Annotated in this window: 16 protein-coding genes and 1 pseudogene; 12 read left to right on the top strand and 5 right to left on the bottom strand. The window is 71.8% G+C overall.

All coding sequences use genetic code 11. The features are described from left to right. The first annotated feature begins 35 nt into the window (after positions 1–35). The 3 genes from N6H00_RS07540 to aztD all read left to right on the top strand — a co-directional run bounded on the left by N6H00_RS07540 (position 36) and on the right by aztD (position 3,485). Positions 36–1,274 (top strand): hypothetical protein, encoded by a 1,239-nt coding sequence (locus N6H00_RS07540; protein ID WP_268970805.1) that lies wholly within the window; start codon positions 36–38, stop codon positions 1,272–1,274. Beyond that, on the top strand, positions 1,271–2,236 hold the full coding sequence (gene aztC, locus N6H00_RS07535; protein ID WP_268970804.1) for a zinc ABC transporter substrate-binding protein AztC: 966 nt from the start codon (positions 1,271–1,273) through the stop codon (positions 2,234–2,236). Before N6H00_RS07540 ends, aztC begins: the two co-directional genes overlap by 4 nt. Positions 2,237–2,333: 97 nt before the next feature. Beyond that, the gene (gene aztD, locus N6H00_RS07530; RefSeq protein WP_268976867.1) at positions 2,334–3,485 is read left to right on the top strand and encodes a zinc metallochaperone AztD; all 1,152 of its coding nucleotides are present in this window, start codon (positions 2,334–2,336) and stop codon (positions 3,483–3,485) included. A 93-nt stretch (positions 3,486–3,578) separates the two neighbouring features. Here aztD and N6H00_RS07525 read toward each other — a convergent pair whose 3' ends face one another. Then, a complete protein-coding gene (locus N6H00_RS07525) occupies positions 3,579–4,196 on the bottom strand; it encodes a TetR/AcrR family transcriptional regulator (RefSeq protein ID WP_268970803.1) in 618 nt (205 codons plus the stop codon). Positions 4,197–4,294: 98 nt separating this feature from the next. On the opposite strand from N6H00_RS07525, the gene N6H00_RS07520 reads away from it, so the two are divergent. Then, positions 4,295–5,107, top strand: coding sequence for an SDR family NAD(P)-dependent oxidoreductase (locus tag N6H00_RS07520; RefSeq protein ID WP_268970802.1), 813 nt, complete (start codon positions 4,295–4,297; stop codon positions 5,105–5,107). A 286-nt stretch (positions 5,108–5,393) separates the two neighbouring features. On the opposite strand, the gene N6H00_RS07515 is transcribed toward N6H00_RS07520, so the two are convergent. Then, on the bottom strand, positions 5,394–5,897 hold the full coding sequence (locus tag N6H00_RS07515; protein ID WP_268970801.1) for a GbsR/MarR family transcriptional regulator: 504 nt from the start codon (positions 5,895–5,897) through the stop codon (positions 5,394–5,396). 142 nt (positions 5,898–6,039) lie between these two features. Here N6H00_RS07515 and N6H00_RS07510 point away from each other — a divergent pair, with 142 nt between their 5' ends. Both N6H00_RS07510 and N6H00_RS07505 read left to right on the top strand, forming a co-directional pair. Next, on the top strand, positions 6,040–7,605 hold the full coding sequence (locus tag N6H00_RS07510; protein WP_268970800.1) for a GMC family oxidoreductase: 1,566 nt from the start codon (positions 6,040–6,042) through the stop codon (positions 7,603–7,605). A 77-nt stretch (positions 7,606–7,682) separates the two neighbouring features. Further along, the gene (locus tag N6H00_RS07505; RefSeq protein ID WP_268970799.1) at positions 7,683–8,843 is read left to right on the top strand and encodes a M20 family metallopeptidase; all 1,161 of its coding nucleotides are present in this window, start codon (positions 7,683–7,685) and stop codon (positions 8,841–8,843) included. Positions 8,844–9,415: 572 nt separating this feature from the next. On the opposite strand, the gene N6H00_RS07500 is transcribed toward N6H00_RS07505, so the two are convergent. After that, positions 9,416–10,177 carry an IclR family transcriptional regulator gene (locus N6H00_RS07500; RefSeq protein WP_268970798.1) on the bottom strand — a complete coding sequence of 254 codons (762 nt, stop codon included), beginning with the start codon at positions 10,175–10,177 and terminating at the stop codon, positions 9,416–9,418. 81 nt (positions 10,178–10,258) lie between these two features. Continuing rightward, complete coding sequence (locus N6H00_RS07495) at positions 10,259–11,023, bottom strand: SDR family NAD(P)-dependent oxidoreductase (RefSeq protein ID WP_268970797.1); 765 nt, start codon at positions 11,021–11,023, stop codon at positions 10,259–10,261. A gap of 334 nt (positions 11,024–11,357) precedes the next feature. Between N6H00_RS07495 and N6H00_RS07490 the strand changes: the two genes are divergently transcribed. From N6H00_RS07490 to N6H00_RS07465, 6 genes and pseudogenes are all read left to right on the top strand, one after another. Next, positions 11,358–12,725: an MFS transporter gene (locus tag N6H00_RS07490; protein ID WP_268970796.1), complete on the top strand. Its 1,368-nt coding sequence runs from the start codon at positions 11,358–11,360 to the stop codon at positions 12,723–12,725. Between the two features lie 44 nt (positions 12,726–12,769). Next, a complete protein-coding gene (locus tag N6H00_RS07485) occupies positions 12,770–13,063 on the top strand; it encodes a YciI family protein (RefSeq protein ID WP_268970795.1) in 294 nt (97 codons plus the stop codon). Between the two features lie 97 nt (positions 13,064–13,160). Further along, positions 13,161–13,985, top strand: coding sequence for an IclR family transcriptional regulator (locus tag N6H00_RS07480; RefSeq protein WP_268970794.1), 825 nt, complete (start codon positions 13,161–13,163; stop codon positions 13,983–13,985). A gap of 305 nt (positions 13,986–14,290) precedes the next feature. Next, positions 14,291–14,485 (top strand): annotated as a pseudogene (locus N6H00_RS07475) (FAD-dependent monooxygenase); the annotation flags it as partial. A gap of 21 nt (positions 14,486–14,506) precedes the next feature. Further along, positions 14,507–15,508 carry an SDR family NAD(P)-dependent oxidoreductase gene (locus tag N6H00_RS07470; RefSeq protein WP_329618667.1) on the top strand — a complete coding sequence of 334 codons (1,002 nt, stop codon included), beginning with the start codon at positions 14,507–14,509 and terminating at the stop codon, positions 15,506–15,508. A gap of 54 nt (positions 15,509–15,562) precedes the next feature. Beyond that, positions 15,563–17,314, top strand: a complete 1,752-nt coding sequence (locus N6H00_RS07465; RefSeq protein ID WP_268970793.1) for an FAD-dependent oxidoreductase — start codon at positions 15,563–15,565, stop codon at positions 17,312–17,314. Between the two features lie 210 nt (positions 17,315–17,524). On the opposite strand, the gene N6H00_RS07460 is transcribed toward N6H00_RS07465, so the two are convergent. After that, on the bottom strand, positions 17,525–18,805 hold the full coding sequence (locus tag N6H00_RS07460) for an NtaA/DmoA family FMN-dependent monooxygenase (RefSeq protein ID WP_268970792.1): 1,281 nt from the start codon (positions 18,803–18,805) through the stop codon (positions 17,525–17,527). Between the last annotated feature and the right edge of the window lie 284 nt (positions 18,806–19,089).

Below are 19,089 nucleotides of genomic sequence, written 5' to 3'. Positions count from 1 at the left end.
GAGCACACTCCTTCGCCGATCCCGAGGACATTCCCTTGAAGCTCCGAAGAAAGCCCACCGCCTGGACGCCGGCCGCGCTCGTGCTCGTCGCGTTGTGCGCCACGAGCTGCGCCGGCCAGGACGACGACGCGGCCGCGCCGGCCACCAGCCCCTCCTCATCCACCCCCCACGGGTATGTCGAAGGGGCGCAGGAGGCCGCCGAGCAGCAGTCGAGACTGGTGCTCAGCGATCCGAAGACCGGTGACACCCGGGTACTCGACCTGATCACCGGAAAGCGCCACCGGACATCCCGGACGACGGGCACCGCCGAACTCACCACCGACGGCCGGTTCGGCTACTTCCACACCGCGGGGAACACCCGGGTCCTGGACACCGGCGCCTGGATGGTGGACCACGGCGACCATGTGCACTACTACCGCGCGGCGATACGCGACGTCGGCCGGCTCCCCGGCGGCCCCGGCACCCGGGTCCGCAGCGACGCCGCCGTGACCGCGGTGACCGGCCGGGACGGCCGGACCCGCCTCTACCGGCGGGCCGGCCTGGAGAAGGGCGAGGCCGGATCGTCCCGCACACTGCCCGGCACACACGCCGGTGCCGTCGTGCCGTACGCGGAGCATCTGCTCGCCCTCACCGACACCGGCGGGGCCACGAAGGTCGTGGTGCACGACCGCGCGGGCAAGCGCGTCGCGACACTGGACGCGGAGTGCGAGGACCCGCGCGGCGACGCCGTCACCCGGCGCGGAGTGGTGCTCGGATGCGCGGACGGCGCGCTGCTCGTCCGGGAGTCCGACGGCACGTTCACGGCGGAGCGGATTCCGTACGGCGAGGACGTGCCCGAGCGGGAGCGGGCCACGGCCTTCCGCCTCCGCCCCGGCAGCGACACGCTCACGGCGCCGGCCGGGGACCGGGCCGTGTGGGTCCTGGACGTCACGGAGCGCGCATGGACGCGGGTGGGGACCGGGCCCGTCGTCGCGGCCAACACCGCGGGCGAAGGCTCCCCGCTGCTCGTCCTGGAGTCCGACGGAGCACTCCACGGCTACGACACCGCCACCGGTGAACAGGTGTCCAGGACCGAACCGCTCCTGGCGGACGTCCCCGAGGCCGGCGCCGAAGGGGCCGCCGGACCGGTCATCGAGGTCGACCGCAGCCGGGCCTACCTCAACGACCCGTCGGGCAGACGGGTGTACGAGATCGACTACAACGACAAGCTGCGCATCGCGCGCTCCTTCGACCTGGACATCGCGCCGGCCCTGATGGTGGAGACCGGACGATGAGGACGCCGACGAAAGCGGCGCGCGCGACGCGGGCGCGCACCCTGCTGCTGGTCCTGCTCGCCCTGGTCCCGGCCGGTCTCGCCACCGCCTGTACCAGCGGTGGCCACCAGCCGCGGGTCGTGGTGACGACCAACATCCTCGGCGACATCACCCGGGAGATCGTCGGCGACGAAGCCGAGGTCAGCGTCCTGATGAAGCCGAACGCCGACCCCCACTCCTTCGGCCTGTCGGCCGTGCAGGCCGCCGAGTTGGAGCGCGCCGATCTCGTGGTCTTCAACGGGCTGGGGCTGGAGGAGAACGTGCTGCGCCATGTGGACGCCGCCCGCGCGTCGGGGGTGGCCACCTTCGAGGTCGGCAAGGCGGTGCACCCGCTCACCTTCCAGGCACACGACGACGGCGGGCCCGAGGAGGGGACCGGGCAGCCCGACCCGCACTTCTGGACCGACCCGGACCGGGTGCGCGAGGCCGCCGGCCTGATCACCGAGCGGGTGATCGAGCACGTGGACGGCGTGAACGAGGAAGCGGTCCGGCACAACGCCGCCCGCTACCGCCAACGCCTCGCCGGCCTCACCACCTGGATGGAGAGGTCCTTCGACCGCATCCCCCGGGAGCGGCGCGCGCTGGTGACCAACCACCACGTCTTCGGCTACCTCGCCGAACGCTTCGGCTTCCGGGTGATCGGCGCGGTGATCCCGAGCGGCACCACGCTGGCGTCCCCCAGCTCCTCCGATCTGCGCTCACTCACCCAGGCCATGCGAAAGGCCGGGGTGCGCACCGTCTTCGCCGACTCCTCCCAGCCCAACCGGCTGGCCGAGGTGCTGCGCACCGAACTGGGCGGCGGGGTGCGCGTCGTCGAGCTCTACTCCGAGTCGCTGACGGAGAAGGGCAAGGGCGCCGGCACCTACCTGGAGATGATGCGCGCCAACACCACCGCCATGGCCGACGGCCTGACCGACGCCTGACCACCTGACGCCGCCACCCGGCGGCCCGGAAAGGAACACACCGGTGAACAACCCGATAGGTACAAGAGCCCTCACGGGGACGGCGCTCGCCCTGGCGATGTCCGCGGTCCTGACCGCCTGCGGCGGCGAGGACACCTCCTCCGACTCCTCCGGCGCGAAGGCGAAGGACACACCGGGCACCAGCGCCGCCGAGATCAAGGACCCGCTGGTCGCCACGTTCGACGGCGGACTGTACGTCCTGGACGGCAAGAGCCTGGAGCTGGCCAGGACGATCGAGCTGCCCGGCTTCAACCGCGTCAACCCCGCGGGCGACGACTCCCACGTCATCGTCTCCACCGACAGCGGTTTCCGCGTCATGAACGCCGCCGAACAGACCCTCACCGACATCCGGTACGAGGGTGCCAAGCCCGGCCACGTGGTACGGCACGCCGGCCGGACGGTCCTGTTCACCGACGGCACCGGCCAGGTGAACGTCTTCGACCCCGAGGACCTCGGCAGCGGCAAGAAGCCGGAGGGGCGCACCTACACCTCCGCCGAGCCGCACCACGGCGTCGCCATCGAACTGAGCGACGGCGAACTCCTCACCACCCTCGGCGACGAGGAGAAGCGCACCGGCGTCCTCGTCCTGGACAAGCACAACAAGGAGACCAGGCGCAGCGAGAACTGCCCCGGTGTGCACGGCGAAGCCGCGGCCAAGGGCGAGGCCGTCGCGGTCGGCTGCGAGGACGGCGTCCTGATCTACAAGGACGGTGAGTTCACCAAGGCCGACGCCCCCGACCCTTACGGCCGCATCGGCAACCAGGCGGGCAGCGAGGAGTCGCCGATTCTCCTGGGCGACTACAAGACCGACCCGGAGGCGGAGCTGGAGCGGCCGAACCGCGTGTCGCTGATCAACACCGAGACCGCGCGGCTGCGCCTGGTCGACCTGGGCACCAGCTACTCGTTCCGCTCGCTCGCCCGTGGCCCCCACGGCGAGGCGCTCGTCCTCGGCACCAACGGCGTCCTGCACGTCATCGACCCGGAAACGGGCAAGGTGGACAAGAAGATCCCGGCCGTGGACGAGTGGCAGGAGCCGCTGGACTGGCAGCAGACCAGGCCCACCCTCTTCGTCCGCGACCACACCGCTTACGTGTCCGAACCGAGCAAGCGCCAAGTGCACGCCATCGACCTCGCATCGGGCGAGAAACTCGCGTCCGTGACCCTGCCGAAGAGCACCAACGAGCTGTCGGGCGTCGTCGCGGACCACTGATCCCACGCCCCCGCGGCCGCCGCGAGCCGGTACCGCAACGCGGTACCGGCTCCCGTTTGCGCGCCAAAGCCGGTTTCCGCTCCGGGACCCCGCTCAGCGGGTGTCCTGGGGAGCGGCGAGCCTGCGGGCGACGTCGACGACCGTTGCGCGGCGGCGGGCCAGGGCGGCCCGGTCGGTCTCCTCGTCCAGCATCATGCGGCACATCTTGGGCACCGCGAAGTTCCAGGCGATCAGTCCCATGAAGGTGAACAGCAGGTCCTGGGCGGCGCGGACGCGTGCGTCCTCGGGGAGGTGGCGGACCACGCCGCCGGCCACGAGATGGTGCGCCTTCGCGCGGAAACCGGCGCGGCGCTCCCGTTCGCTCTCATCCGGTTCGCTCCCGTCCGGTTCGCCGGACGCCTCCAGGGCCTCCCACAGCAGCAGCCTGATCAGCTCCGGGTGCTCCTGGTACCAGTCGAAGAGCTGCCCGACCGACTCGGCCACCGCGTCGGGATCGAAGGAGATGGAGACGCGGACCTCCTCCAGCTTCGCCCGCAGGACGGCGGCGAACAGCTGCTCCTTGCTCCCGTAGTACAGGTAGATGGCCTGCTTGTTGGCCCTGGCGGCGGTCGCGATCCGGCCGACCCTGGCCCCCGCGAGGCCGTACTCGGCGAACTCGGCGGTGGCGGCGGCGAAGATCCGCCGTCTGGTGTCCTCCGCGTCATAGGCCATGCGGAAATTAAACCATCCGGTTGACTCCCTTCCTCCCAGGCGGCAGTATCGGGGCAGCAATAAAACAACCAGATGGTTTATTTCAGAGAGGCGCTCCCTTGAGCACTGCGACCCCGACCACCCCCCATGGCCCCATTCCCGTTCGTCCGCCCCTGACGAGCGCCCTCTCCGGCGCGACCGCCGTCCTCATCGGCGGCAGCTCGGGCATCGGGCTGGCGGCGGGCGTCCTGCTGCGTTCGATCGGCGCCCGCGTCGTGCTGGTCGGCCGCGACCCCGACCGGCTGGAGGCCGCCGTCTCCCGGGTGCGGAGCGCGGGCCCGGCCGAGGCTCCCGAGGACGCCGTGCTGGCCGTGGCCGGCGACGGCGGGGACGAGCGGACCCTCGCCGCGGCCTTCGACGCGGCGGGCCAGGTCGACCATGTGCTCGTCACCGCGGGCGGCCTCACGGGCGTCGGCCCCCTGACCGAGCTGTCGGCCGACGACATCCGCGCGGCCGTCGACTCCCGTCTCGGGGCGGCCTTCACCACCGCCCGCATGGCGGCGACCCGGCTTCCCGCGGGGGGCTCGCTCACCTTCAGCTCGGGCATCCTCGTGGTCCGCCCCGCGCCCGGTATGACCGCCCCGCTGTCGGTGGTCGGTGCGGTGGAGACCCTCACCAGGGCGCTCGCCGTGGAGCTCGCCCCCGCACGGCTGCGCGTGAACGCCGTCCGTTTCGGCCGGATCGACACCCCGCTCCTGCGCTCGCTGCCGGGGCTGGACTCCGACGACGCGGTCGCCGCCGCCGGCTCGGCCGTTCCCCTCGGCCGCTTCGGCACCGCCGAGGAAGCCGCCGCCTCGGCCCTGTTCCTGATGGCCAACACCTACGTCACCGGGCAGGTCATCACCGTCGACGGCGGCGAAACCCTCATCTGATCCCCACCGTTCGGGATACGCCGATCGCCGCCCGTGGCGTCAGGTATGGCACGGGTCCATCCAGCGCGTCACCACGGGGAAGCTCTGCCTGAGCGCGGCGGCGCTGGGCGGAGCCCGTGCGGGCCTCACCGTCGCCGTGCGGTACGCCCATCGACGGCACATCTTCGCCCCGGCGAGCAGGTCCGGCGTCCCGGTCTTCGCCTACGGCTGTCACCAGACGCGCGTCCTCGGGGCGGCGACGGGGCCTTCCGCTACGCCTGAGCTCTTCTGAGGTCTCGCGGGTGACTCACCTGGGCTCGTGCCCGTCGGGGGTGCGCAGTCGCCGCTTGTACGTGTCGAGCACGCCCTCGAGCTGGCGCACCATGAAGTCGTAGAAGGCGTGCATGTCACGCAGTCGTGTCCGCTGGGTGGGCGCGAGGCGGCCGCTGTGGTCCCGGGCGGTTTCCGCGAGCTCCAGGAGCAGCCTGGTCTGGTCGAGTTGGTGGTGCAGACAGCCGGCCCAGGCGTCGTCGCGCCAGGCGTACACGGCCTGCCGGACGCCGGGGACCTTGACGCGGTCGACCGTGCCGTGGGTGATCAGCAGGCGGGTCATCTCCGATGCCGAGCCCTTGCTGGCACCGAGTGCGTGCTGGAGCTCGGAGAGCGTCATGGGAGCCGGGCTGAGCATCAAGATGCCCGCCAGGCGTCCGGCCATGGGGGGCCACCCCATCGCGCGCCCGATCCGAAGGCCGAAGTCCTCGATCAGCCGGCTGTGGTCGGTGGCTTCACCGTCGTCGGCGGCATGCGGCATCGACTTCTCCCGTACAGAAAAGACTGAACGTTCACCCTTGACTGAACGTTATGGGGTGCGCCAGATTACAGCCATCCGCGCCGGACGTGCCGACGCAAGACGTTCGTTCCCGCATTCGGTTTCCGTATTCAAGGGTGAAGACATGGCGAAACGCGGCTGGGATCTCATCGTGGTCGGCGCGGGCTCGGCGGGTGCGGTGCTCGCCGCCCGCGCCGCCGGCCGGGGCAGGCGGGTGCTGCTGCTGGAGGCGGGCCCCGACTACCGCTCGGCCCAGATGCCGGAGGTATGGCGCTCGCCGAATCCGGCGGTGGCGCTGATGGATCCCGCCGTCTCGGCGCCTCTGGTCTGGGCCGGTCTGGACTCCGCACGGACCGAGAAACAGCCCCAGGCGCCGTACTGGCGTGGCCGGGGAGTCGGCGGAAGCTCGTCCATCAACGGCCAGATCGCCATCCGGCCGCCGATGGAGGATTTCCAGGAGTGGGCCCGGCTGGGATGCCACGGGTGGGCGCCGGGCGATGTCCTGCCGTACTTCGCCAGGCTCGAGGACGACGAGGACTTCGGCGACCAGCCCCACCACGGTCGCGGCGGGCCCACCCCGGTCCACCGGATGCCGGAAGAGGCCTGGGGCGCCGTCGACCGCGCCCTGGCCGACTCGGCCCTCGCCGCGGGGTTCGGCTGGGCCCCCGACGTCAACGCCCCCGGCGCCACCGGTGTGTCGCCGTACCCGATCAACTCCCGTGACGCGCGTCGTGTCAGCGTCAACGACGGCTACCTCGAACCGGCTCGTGCCCTGCCCGGCCTCACCATCCGCGGCGACGCCCTCGTGGACACCGTCGTCTTCGAGGGGGACCGCGCCGTCGGTGTGCGCGCGGTGATCGACGGCGTGGCCGTCACGGAGCACGCGGACGAGGTCGTCCTGAGCGCGGGGGTGATCCATTCGCCGGCGATCCTGCTGCGCTCCGGCATCGGCCCCGCCGATCGGTTGCGGGCGCTGGACATCGAGGTCCGCCAGGAGCTCCCGGTCGGTCACGGCATGCAGGACCACGCGATGGTGCTGCTCTCCCTGCCCCTGCGGCCCGAAGCGGCCATCACCTCCGCGCACGACCGGCACACCAACGTCTGTGTGCGCTGGTCCAGCCAGGCCGGTACGCACACGAACGACCTGCTGTTCGCGTCGATGAACCAGAACGTGCTGGCGATGGCCACCGCGGACACCGGGACACACGCCGGTGCCTACGGCGTCTGGCTGAACCGGGCGCATTCGCGCGGAGAGCTCACCCTGGTCTCGACCGACCCCTCGGCGCATCCGCGCGTCGCCCAGAGGATGCTGTCGGACGAACGCGATCTCGCCCCGCTGAGGGAGGGCGTGCGCACCCTCGTCGAGCTGGGCCGCCGCGAGGAGACCGCCGCCATCCTCGGCGGATCGCTGGAAGAGGCGAACCGGCCGCTGTTCGAGGTGCTGGCGAGCGACGCCGACCTCGACGACCACCTGCTGGCCACCGTCGTCGACGCGCAGCACGGCACGAGCACCTGCCGGATGGGCGCGCCGGACGCACCCGAGACGGTCGTCGACCCAGCGTGCCGGGTGCTGGGCGTGACGGGGCTGCGGGTGGTGGACGCCTCGGTCTTCCCGTCGGTGCCGCGGGCCAACACCAACCTCGCCACCATCATGGCGGGCGAGCTCATGGCCGACCGGCTCGATGACTGACCCCGATCCGCGTACCGAACGACGCGTACCGAACGACGCGTACCGAACGACGCCTAACGAACGGAACGGCGACGACCATGAACTCTCCGCTCACCGGGGACGCCGCGAAGGACGCCGCGGCGCGCCGTGTCCACGCGGCCGAGGACCAGTTGACCGCCCTCTCGCACCGCATCCACGCCCACCCGGAACCGGCCTTCGAGGAGCACCTGGCCAGCCGATGGGTCGCGGACGCTCTGAGCGACGCCGGATTCGACGTCCGGCACGGGTGTTACGGGCTGCCGACAGCGGTGGACGCGACCATCGGCAGCGGCCCGACGCATATCGCGGTCTGCGCGGAGTACGACGCCCTGCCGGACATCGGACACGCCTGCGGCCACAACGTCATCGCCGCCGCGGCGGTCGGCGCCGGCCTCGCGCTCGCCCCCCTGGCGGACGAACTCGGGCTGACCGTACGCGTCCTCGGCACCCCCGCCGAGGAGGGCGGCGGTGGCAAGGTCCGCATGCTCGAACAGGGCGCCTTCGACGGGCTGCGCGCCGCGATGATGGTCCATCCGGCCGCGGTCGAGATGGCGGCCATGCCGGGCCTGGCCGTCACCCAGTTCGACGTGACCTACCGTGGCAAGCCGGCTCATGCCGGTGCCTACCCCGAACTCGGCACCAACGCGGCCGACGCCATGACCCTCGCCCAGGTGGCCATCGGCCTGCTGCGCCAGCAGACCGCCGCCTCCGACCGCGTCCACGGCATCGTCACCGAGGCCGGCACCGCCGCGAACATCATCCCCGACGTCAGCCGCGGCCGGTGGATCGTGCGCACGGACCGGCTCGACACCCTCCAGCCGCTGGCCCGCCGGGTGCACCGCTGCTTCGAAGCCGGGGCGCTGGCCACCGGCTGCGAACTGACCACGGCACCGGCCGGCCCCGACTACGCCGATCTGCGCCCGGATCCCGACCTGCTGGCGCTGTGGGTGGCCAACGCCACCGCACTCGGACGGTCCTTCCCCGAACTGCCGGACCGTGTGGTCGGCGCCGCGACCGACATGGGCAACGTCTCACACGTGGTGCCCACCATCCACCCCATGCTCGGACTGGACTGCCATCCGGCCGTCAACCACCAGCCCGAGTTCACCGCCGCCTGCATCACCCCGGCAGCCGACCGAGCCGTGCTCGACGGAGCGCTCGGCATGGCCTGGACGGCCATTGACGTCGCCCGCACCACGCCCGGCCGCCGGGGCACCTGAGCGGGCAGGGACAGTCGTACGGCCGGTGGCGAGGGCGTGGCGGGCCGTGCCGCACCGGCCACCGCGCGGGCGGCGTCCGCCGGGCCGGTGGCCCCGGGGCTCCGGCTCCCGCCGGGTGCGGAGCAGTACGTCTCGGGTGGCGCCCGGGGACAGGGCGGTGGTGGCACGCGGATGCCAGACGGCGGCCGGCGCGTCGTGGGCCAGGTGGCCGAGGGCTCGGTCGACGGACAGCCAGGCGGACAGTCGGGGGTCGTCGTCGAGGGCACGGGCGAGCATCGCGCTGTGCCGTTCCCGTTCGTAAGCGACGTCCCGGTGGGCGTGCCGTGCCCCGGAAGAGGTCAGGTCGCCCCGGTCGAGGCGGGCCAGCGGCCCGGCGATGGCGTCCAGTGTGCGGTGGTACTGGCGGACCTGGGCGATCCGGGGCCCGCGCCGCCCGGTGGCCCGGAGCACCACCAGCGCCACGGAGCAGCCGGCCAGGGTTTCGACGAGGCGGTCGGTGAACAGCTCGCCGACCGCCGAACCGGGGGTGGCGGCGGTGTTCGCCCTCCTCGCCATCGCCGGACGCCCCGGCGTCAGCCGGCCGGTGGCGGCAGGAGACCCGCGGCCTCGCGCAACGCCGCGGCGTGCCGGGCGAGTTCGGACGCGCCGCCCCGGTCCGCGGGCATGGACGCCATCAGCGCCAGCCGGTCGCGCCAGCTGTGGCCGGCCAACGGCACGGCGACGGCGTTCATCCCCCAGACCGACTCGCCGACGCTGTCGGCGCGGCCGAGCGCGCGGACGCGGGCCAGTTCGGACAGCAGGGCGGTACGGGAGACCAGGGTGTGCGTGGTGACGCCGGGCAGCCGCTCCTCCGGGTAGAGGGCACAGACCTGTTCGGTGGTCAGCTGGGCGAGCAGCACCTTGCCCGCCGAGGTGGCGTGCGCGGGGTGGGCGCGGCCGGTCTCCAGGACGGCGCGCACCGGATGGGGCGACTCCCGGCCGTCCGTGATGATGACCTGGTCGCCGATCAGGGCGACGGCACTGATGGTCTCTCCGGTGGCGGTGGCCGCCGCGTCCAGCACCACCCGCAGCCGGGCCCTGATCTCGGGGCCGTAGCCGGCCGGACGGCCCAGCGTGACCAGTTCGGGTCCGGCGGAGTAGCCGCGGCCCGATGCGTCGCGGGTGGCGAAGCCGCGGGCCTCGAGGGTGCTGAGCACCCGGTGCGCGGTGGAGCGGGCCACTCCCAGCTCCCTGGCCGCGTCGGTGACCGACAGCGTGTCATGGGTGAGGAAGAGGCGCATCAGACGCAGTCCGGTGTCCAGGGACTCGATGATGTAGCTCTTGGCGTCGGCCACGGCGTCCTCTCGGTGAGTCGATGGGTGTCGGCCGCCGCAGTGTCCGCGCGGCGGCGCCCGGCACCCATGATTCCGGGCCGGTCAGACGGCGGTGTAACCGCCGTCGACCACCAGCTCGGTGCCGGTGACGAAGCGTGACTCGTCCGAGGCCAGGTAGAGGACGCCGTAGGCGATGTCCTCGGGGGTGCCGCGGTGGCCGACCGGTGTGTTGTCCAGCATCCGCTGCGCGTAGGCGGCGGCCTCGGGCGACGGGTCGGCGGAGAGCGACGTGCTCAGCTGGGTCTCGATCGAGCCGGGGTGCACGGAGTTCACCCGGATGTCCGACGTGGCGTAGGTGGCGGCGTCGGCCTTGGTCATCATCCGGACCGCGCCCTTGGCCGCGTGGTACAGCGGGATGCGGGCGCCGCCGACCAGGCCGTAGATGGACGACATGTTGATGACGCTGCCACCGCCCCGCTCCAGCATGTGCCGCACCGCGTGCTTGGTGCACAGCCAGACGCCCTTGACGTCGACGGCGAAGAGAAGGTCGTACTCCTCCTCCACCACCTCGTGGGAGGGCTTGATCGGGCCGGGCACACCGGCGTTGTTGACCAGGACGTCGATCCGGCCGTGGGTGGCGACGATGTCGTCGAACGCGGCGCGCACCGACGCCTCGTCGGTGACGTCCACCCGGCGGTAATCGGCCGGACCGCCCTCGGCGGACGTGGGAATGTCCTTTGCGGGCGCCAGATCGGCCACCACCACGGTGGCGCCCTCGGCGGCGAGGAGCCTGCCGATCTCCGCGCCGATACCACGTGCCCCACCGGTGACGACGGCCACCTTGCCCTGTACCCGTCCGCTTGCCATGGTCGTGTGCTCCCTTGCTGCGCTCCCTCGATCTTCCTTTTGTGTCCCTCTCTACGGGACGAACGTCATGGTGAGAATCTTGGGGGAGTCGCGAATCGAACCTGCTGACTACGGTACACCTCGATGCGGAGAGGTCGGCATCACTGGCTGCTGTCCCTCTCTGAGGTACAGGGCGGTGGCGGCCTGATATGGCGGCCCGCAGTGAGGGGAGCGGAAAGTTTCCCATTGGACGGAATGGCTGTATCGCGGTCCGTGTGACTGAGGCCACGCTCATCCGACCATCGCATGCGAACCACACAGGAACTCTCTCCGCGAGCCGCGTACGGAGGAATCCATGTCCGCACCCACCCCGCCGCCGACAGCCGCCCACCCACCGGGCGACCGGTTGATCGGCGGTCCCGGAGGTCCTCGGACCCAGCCCAGGAAGGCCGCGCTCGCCGCGTTCCTGGGCAGCATGCTCGAGTACTACGACTTCTTCAGCTACGGGTCGGCGGCCGCCCTGGTCTTCCCGACCCTGTTCTTCTCCTCCGGCGACCCGGCGGTCGGCACCGTCTCCGCCCTCGCCACCTTCGGCGTGGGCTACGCCGCACGTCCGATCGGCGGTGTCATCCTCGGCCACTTCGGCGACAAGGTCGGCCGCAAGAAGGTCATGGTCTTCACCCTCCTCATGATGGGCGTCTCGAGCCTGGCCGTCGGAGTGCTGCCCACCTACGAGCAGGTGGGCATCGTGGCCCCGATCCTGCTGGTGCTCGCCCGCCTCGGCCAGGGCATCTCCGCGGGCGGTGAGGCGGCCGGCGCCAGCACCCTGACCCTGGAGCACTCGCCCGAGGGGCGCCGGGGCTTCTTCACCAGCTTCGCGATGTCCGGCACGATGGCCGGCATCCTGCTGGCCAACCTCGTGTTCATCCCGGTGGCGGCCCTGCCGGAAGACCAGTTGATGTCATGGGGGTGGCGAGTGCCCTTCTGGCTCGGCATCGTCATGATCGTGCTGGCCTACCTCGTCCGCAGGCGACTGGACGAGACACCGGTCTTCACCGCCGAGGCGGACCGGGAGACGTTGCCGCCGCTGCCCCTGGCGCACCTCTTCCGCACGCAGTGGGCCGATGTCCTCAAGGTCTTGTTCGCCTCGCTCTTCGCGGTGTTCCAGACCGTCTTCATGGTGTTCGGCCTGGCGTACGCCACCTCGGACGCGGTCGGTCTGGACAGATCGACCATGCTGTGGGTGTCGGTGGCGGCGAACGCGGTGGCGGTGGTGGGTGTGCCCGCGGCGGCGGCGCTCTCGGACCGGGTCGGCCGCCGGCCGGTGTGGATCACGGCCGCCCTGAGCTGCGCGGTCCTGGTCTGCGGATACTTCTGGGCGGTGTCCACCGGGAGCGTTCCGCTGATCGTCCTGGTGGCCGTCCTGCTCAACGGTGTCGCCTATTCGGGCATGAACGGCCTGTGGCCCGCGTACTTCTCCGAGCTGTTCGCCGCCCGGGTGCGCTACTCCGGGTTCGCCGTCGGCAGCCAGTTCGGCTTCCTGCTCGCCGGGTTCGCCCCGGCCATCGGGTTCGCGATCATGGGGGACGGCGTCACCGGCTGGATTCCGGTCGCGGTGTTCGCCGCCGTCTGCGGCGTGGTCTCCTCGGCCGCCGTCCTGACCGCGCGCGAAACCCACCGGGTCCCCCTGGCCGAGCTGGGCAAGCCGCTGCCGCGCCGCTGAGCGGTCCGGCGCCCGCCCCACCCGTACGAGAGGAAGGACCCGGCATGCCGGTCTTCGCCGTCATCTACACCTACACCGACGACACCGCGGGGCGTGACGAGCACCGCCCGGCCCACAAGGAGTACCTGGGCGCGCTCGGCGACCGGGGCGTCAACCTCTGCTCCGGGCCGTTCGGGCCCGACGAGGCCCCCGGCGCCCTGCTGCTGATCCGCGCCGACACCAAGGAGGAGGCCGTCCGGCACACCGAGGACGATCCGTTCCGGCGCCACTCGCTGGTCGGCGCCGTCACCGCGTGGGAGTGGACGCCCATGCTGGGGCGCCTGGCCGCGGAGATATAGGGCTCGCCACCCACGAAGGCCGGTATCGCGGCGGTCCTCGCCGGCGCTGGTGCGCCGGCGAGGACGTGTGCCAGTCTGGAACGGAAGGTGACCGCATATGGCCAGGTCCAACGCCGGTGAGTCGGTGCTCAGCCGCGCGATGCGCATCCTGCGGTTGTTCACGTCCAGCTCGCCCGCCCTCACCGTCTCGGAGATCGCCCGGCGCGCCGATCTGCCGGTGGCCACGGCCCATCGGATCGTCAACGAGCTCGTCGGACTCGGCGCCCTCGACCGCGCCGAGGGCAAGCGGGTACGCATGGGCTATCAGCTCTGGGAGCTGGCGTCCCGCTCGTCCCGCGTCCTCGATCTGCGCGAAGTGGCGATGCCGTTCATGGAGGACCTCCAGGCGGTGGTGCGGCAGCACACCCAGATCGGTGTGCTCCAGGGCACCGACGTGCTCTACCTGGAACGCCTGTCCGCCCGGGGCGCGGTGCGGAACATCACCAAAATCGCCGGCCGGCTCCCGATCCACGCGACCTCGGCGGGCCTGGTGCTCCTGGCCCACAGCCCGCTGGAGTTGCAGGAGGAGGTCCTGTCGTGGCGACTGCGGCGGTACACGGCCCGCACGGTCACCGATCCGGCGCACCTCCGCTCCCTGCTGGCGCAGGTGCGCCACGAGGGGTTCGTCGTCGCGGCCCAGATGATCAGCCAGTCGGGTACGGGCGTCGCGGCCCCGGTCCGGGGCGGTGACGGCGAGGTGGTCGCGGCGCTGTCCATCGTCATCCCGGCCGCCGACCCGAACCCCCGCGCCCTGGTCCCGGCGCTGCTCGCGGCCAGCCGGGGCATCTCCCGCGCCATGGGCGCTCCCACCGCCGACGAGGACGTGCTGCGCAGCCACGGCCCCCGGCTGCCGGGCGACGGCCGCCAACGGCTTTCCCCGTGACCCGCCTTCCCATTGAACGGAATGTGTGTTGTGGGCCACCTCGGCCGCGCTGCACGCTGGTCACATCGGTCGACGAGCCGGACACGGGCCAACGACCGGAACATGAACGGCAGACGACGGTCCGCTTCGCGCCGGCCCGGCCGCCGTGGCCGGACCGCCCGACTCCTCAGCACCGCTGACAGCGGGTCAGCACTCGCGGTGTGTGCCCGCCGGCCCACCGCTCTCGCCAGAACGGGTAACCACCGCATGACCGCACAGACCACCCATGCCCGCACACAGGTCGGCATCATAGGTGCCGGACCGGCCGGGCTCATGGCCACGGACGCCTGTTCCTCGCCGGGGACGCCGCCCATACGGTCCCACCGACCGGCGCCAAGGGCCTCAACCTCGCGATCTGCGACGTGGCCGTGCTGTCCCAGGCGCTGGAGCGCTTCCTCCTCGACGGCGAGCCCGCCCTGTTGGAGCGGTACGGGGCGACGGCCTCGGAGCGTATCTGGCGTGCCCAGCACTTCTCCTGGTGGATGACCTCGATGCTGCACCGCGACGCGTCCGCCACGGACTTCGACGCCCGCCGCCGGCTGGGCGAACTCGACATGGTCACCGGCTCCGCCGCCGGGCGCACCTTCCTCGCCGAGGCGACACCGGCTGGCCCATCGCGCTCACCAACCCGGCGTCGGTGGCCGCCGAGGCCCTCCGGCTCACCGCGGGCCGCACCCCCTGACCCACCACAACCAAGCGAAGGAGCACGCATCATGAGCGCTGACCGGCAGCACACCGGACGCGTCGCCGGCAAGGTCGCGATCGTCACCGGAGGCAGCGGCGACCTCGGCGCCGCCACCGTCCGCATGCTCACCGCCCACGGGGCCCGGGTCGCCAACTTCGACCGGACGGCGCCCGCCGAGCCCTGGGGCACCGACGCGGTGGCCGACTGGACCCTGGACATCACCGACGCCGCCCAGGTCGAGGGCGCCGTACGGCAGGTGGCCGAGCGGTTCGGCGCCCCCGACGTCCTGGTCAACGGCGCCGGCATCCTGGGTCGTCCGGCCCCGTCGCACGAGGCGACGGAGGAGGAGTTCGACGCCGTCATCGGGGTCAACCTCAAGGGAACCTGGCTGCTGACCAAGTACGTCGTGCCGCACATGATCGAGCGGGGCCGCGGCAGCATCGTGAACTTCTCCTCGATCCACGGCCTGACCGGCGGCGGCAACGTCCCGCTGTACCACGCCTCCAAGGGCGCGGTCCGGCTGCTGACCAAGTCGGACGCCGTCGTCTACGGCCCGCACGGCATCCGGGTCAACTCCATCCACCCCGGCTCCATGCGGACCAGGATGAGCCGCTCCTCGGCCGAGGGCAGCCCGCTGGGCGCCGACGAGTACTACCGGCAACTGGTCCTGGGCAACCCGATCGCCCGCCAGGGCGAGCCCGACGAGATCGCCTACGGCGTGCTGTACCTCGCGTCCGACGAATCGTCGTTCACGACGGGCACCGAGCTCGTCATCGACGGGGGCTACACCGCCCACTGAGCCCCGCCACCGAGCCCCGTCCACCCGAGTTCCGAGCCGCGAAAGTTGGACATCATGAGCGACAAGACCAGTGATACGACCTACGAGTGCGATGTGCTCGTCATCGGTTCCGGCGCCGCCGGGATCTCGGCTGCCCTCAAGGCGAAGCAGCAGGGCCTCGACGTCCTGGTCGTCGACAAGGAGCCGTACCTGGGCGGCACCACCGCCATCTCCGGCGGCTGGCTGTGGGTCCCGGGCAACAAGCAGGGGGTCGCCGAGGGCGACACCCGCGAGGAGGCCGAGACCTATATCAAGGCGCTCGCCGGCGACTCCCACGACCCGGCCGCCGTCGCGGCCTTCCTCGACCTGGTGCCCGAGGCGCTGGACTTCTTCGAGAACGACGCCGATGTGCGGTTCCACTACCCCGAGATGGCGCCCGACTACCAGATGGACACCCCGGGCGCCCGGAAGTCCGGCCGGGCCCTGACGGTGCAGAAGGCCAGCGGCCGGATGCTGAAGCGGAACCGGCTGCGCGTACAGCCCTACCTCTACACGTACACCGTGTTCGGCTACATGCCCGAGATCGGCCCGGACATCGCCACGTTCCTCAAGGCCAACCGGTCCCTCAAAGCGTTCCTCTACGTGCTGCGGCGGCTGGTGACGACCTGGGTGGAGCGCACCCTCTTCCGCCGGGCGTTCACCCGCACCAACGGCAACGCGCTGATGACCCGCATGCTGGCGAGCGCGGGGGACATGGGCATCCCGATGTGGACCGACACCAAGGTCACCGAGATCCTCAAGAACGACGCCGGGGTGGTGGACGGCGCGGTGCTGACCGGTGCGCACTCCGGGAGGGTCCGGGCCGGGTGCGGTGTGGTGATCGCGGCCGGTGGCTTCTCCGGCGACACCAGGCTGCGCACCCAGGTCTTCGGGCACGACCCGCGCGGCGACAACCACTTCACGCCGACCATCGGTCACCAGGGGGACAGCTACTACCTGGCCGAGCCGCACGGCGGTGTGCTGGACACCCGGCCGCACCAGCCCGCCTCCTGGGGTCCGGTCACCGTCTGGAAGAACCTGCGCGGGCAGGACCGGATCTTCCCCCATCTGCGCGCGTTCGGCCTGCCCGGACTGATCGCGGTCAACCGCAAGGGTGAGCGGTTCGCCAACGAGTCGTTCTCCTACCACGACTTCGGCGTGGAAATGATCAAGGAGAACGCGGGTGAGCGGGACACCTTCGGCTGGATCATCGCCGACAAGAAGGCCATGCACACGTACGGCATCGGCTACGCCAAGCCCTGGCCGCTGCCCACCTGGTACTACAAGAAGGTCGGTTACCTCGTCGCGGGCTCGTCCATCGAGGAACTGGCCGCCCGGATCGACGTGCCGGCCGCCGCGCTGAAGCGCACCCTGGCGGAGTTCAACGCCGACGCGGCCCTGGGGCGGGACCGCAGGTTCAAGCGCGGCTCGAACTGGTTCCACCACTTCAAGGGCGACATGGAGCACAAGCCCAACCCCAACCTGGCCCCCATCGACAAGGCCCCCTACTACGCCGTCCGCATCCAGATGGGTGACCTGGGCACCTACGCGGGACTCTCGGTGAACCGCCGCAGTGAAGTGGTCGCCTCGACGGGCGAGGCGGTCCCGGGCCTGTACGCCGTCGGCACCGCCGCCGTCAGCGTCTTCGGCGGCGGTTACCCCGGATACGGAGCCAACATCGGCCCGGCCATGGTCTTCGGCTACCAGGTCGGCCGGGACATCGCCGGCCACGCCGCGGAGCGGGCCGGCGGGCTCCAGCGGACCGCGGGCCGGCGCCGGGACCGCTGAGGCGCCGACGGCACGTTGACCACACCCCCGTGGCGCTCCCGGACGAGTTCCTGGCGGCGGGCGCCCTCCCGACCCTGCACGACCGGTACGGACTGGCCACCGACCGCGTCGTGGAGACCGTGCTCGCCGCCCTGTGACCCGCGGCGCCGTGCGGTGGGGCGGGTGCGGCGCGAGGCCGCCCCGCCCCCTTCCCGCGCCGGCCGGGGCGGGTCAGACCCGCACCGGAGCGGTGGCGCGGGCCGGCAGTTCCAGGCCGAGGTTCTCGCGCAGGGTGGTGCCGGTGTAGTCGGGCGCGACGATCTTCCGTTTGCGCAGCTCGTGCAGGAGACCGTTGACCACGAAGTCGTGCTGGCGCGGGTCCGCGAGGCCACTCAGCGAGATCACGTCCAGCACCCCCGCCCGGAACCGCTCCTCGACGGCGTCGGCGAGCTGCTCGGGGGTGCCCGCGGCGGCCCAGTGCCCGGTGTCCTGCGCCGCGATGATGAGTTCCCGCAGTGTGTACCCCTGCCGCGCGTAGCCGGCGAAGATGTCGACCCGGCCGCGGCGGCGGTTCACCGAGGCCACGTCGGGCAGCAGGCTCTCGGGCAGCGTCGCGTCGAGGGGGAGGTCCGACAGGTCGACTCCGCCGCCGAGCATGTCGGCCACCTGGGCGCGGCCGCGTTCGAAGTCGATCGACTCGCGCTTCTCCCGTACCAGCCGCCGTGCTTCCTCCTCGGTGGCGCCGTAGGTGGCGTGGAACGAGCTGAAGATCAGCGGCAGCCCGTCGGGCCGTCCCAGCCGCTCCGCCTGGCCACGGATCTTCCGGGTGAAGTCCACCGCGTGGTCGAGGGTGGGCAGCGAGGTGAAGACGATCTCGGCGTAGCGGGCGCCCAGCGCGGTCCCCGCCGCGGACTGCCCGGCCTGGATCTGCACCGGGCGCCGCTGCGGCAGCGGCGGGATGTTCAGCGGACCGGCCACGTCGAAGAACCGGCCCGAGTGGTGGATCGGGTGCACCCGGTCGCGGTGCAGCACCGCCTTTCCGTCCGGGCCGCCGGTCAGCGCACCGGGTTCCCAGCTGTCCCACAGCGCGTTGACCACCTCCAGCGCCTCCGCGGCGCGGGCGTAGCGCTCCTCGGGGCTGGGCAGTTCGCCGGGGCCGAAGTTCTCCTCCCCGACCGAGGAGGTCACCAGGTTCCAGGCGGCCCTCCCGTTGCTGACGTGATCGAGGGTGCCGAACAGCCGCGCCAGGTTGAACGGGTGGCTGAACGTGGTCGAGACCGTGGCGATCAGGCCGATCCGCGATGTCACCTGGCTCAGCGCCGAGACGAAGACCAGCGGTTCCTGCGACCCGATGGCGCCCTGGGCGTCGAATCTGAGCAGATCGGCGGTGAAGAGCGCGTCGATCCGCGCGGCTTCGGCGAGCTTCGCCACCCGCACCGCGGTGTCGAGTGTGGACCGGGTCGGATCGATCGCCAGGTCGTAGGTCTCCGACGTGCCGCCGGCTCCGGTCACGGTTTTCAGCGTTCTGGGCCGTTTCGCGCTCACGACTCGTCCATTCTCACCGGCATCGCGGTGACGTCTCGGTGCGGCGTCTGCTGGGGGCGGGTGAACACCCGGACAGGGGGAACCAGGCCCGGCCCGGGGCCACGGGGGGCGCGGGCCTGCCAGGGGAAAGTGAAAAGAAGGGGGGAAAGAGGGGGCGAACCGTCAGCGACAGAGCGCCGCGTGGGTCCGGCACAGGTCCACGTGCCGACGCTTCGTCCAGACCGGCAGCGGAACCGCGGTTCGCACCAGCC

It is taken from the genome of Streptomyces sp. S465 (assembly GCF_026898115.1).
In the GTDB taxonomy this organism is placed as follows: Bacteria; Actinomycetota; Actinomycetes; order Streptomycetales; family Streptomycetaceae; genus Streptomyces; species Streptomyces luomodiensis.
This window is presented reverse-complemented; position numbering and strand designations above follow the sequence as displayed.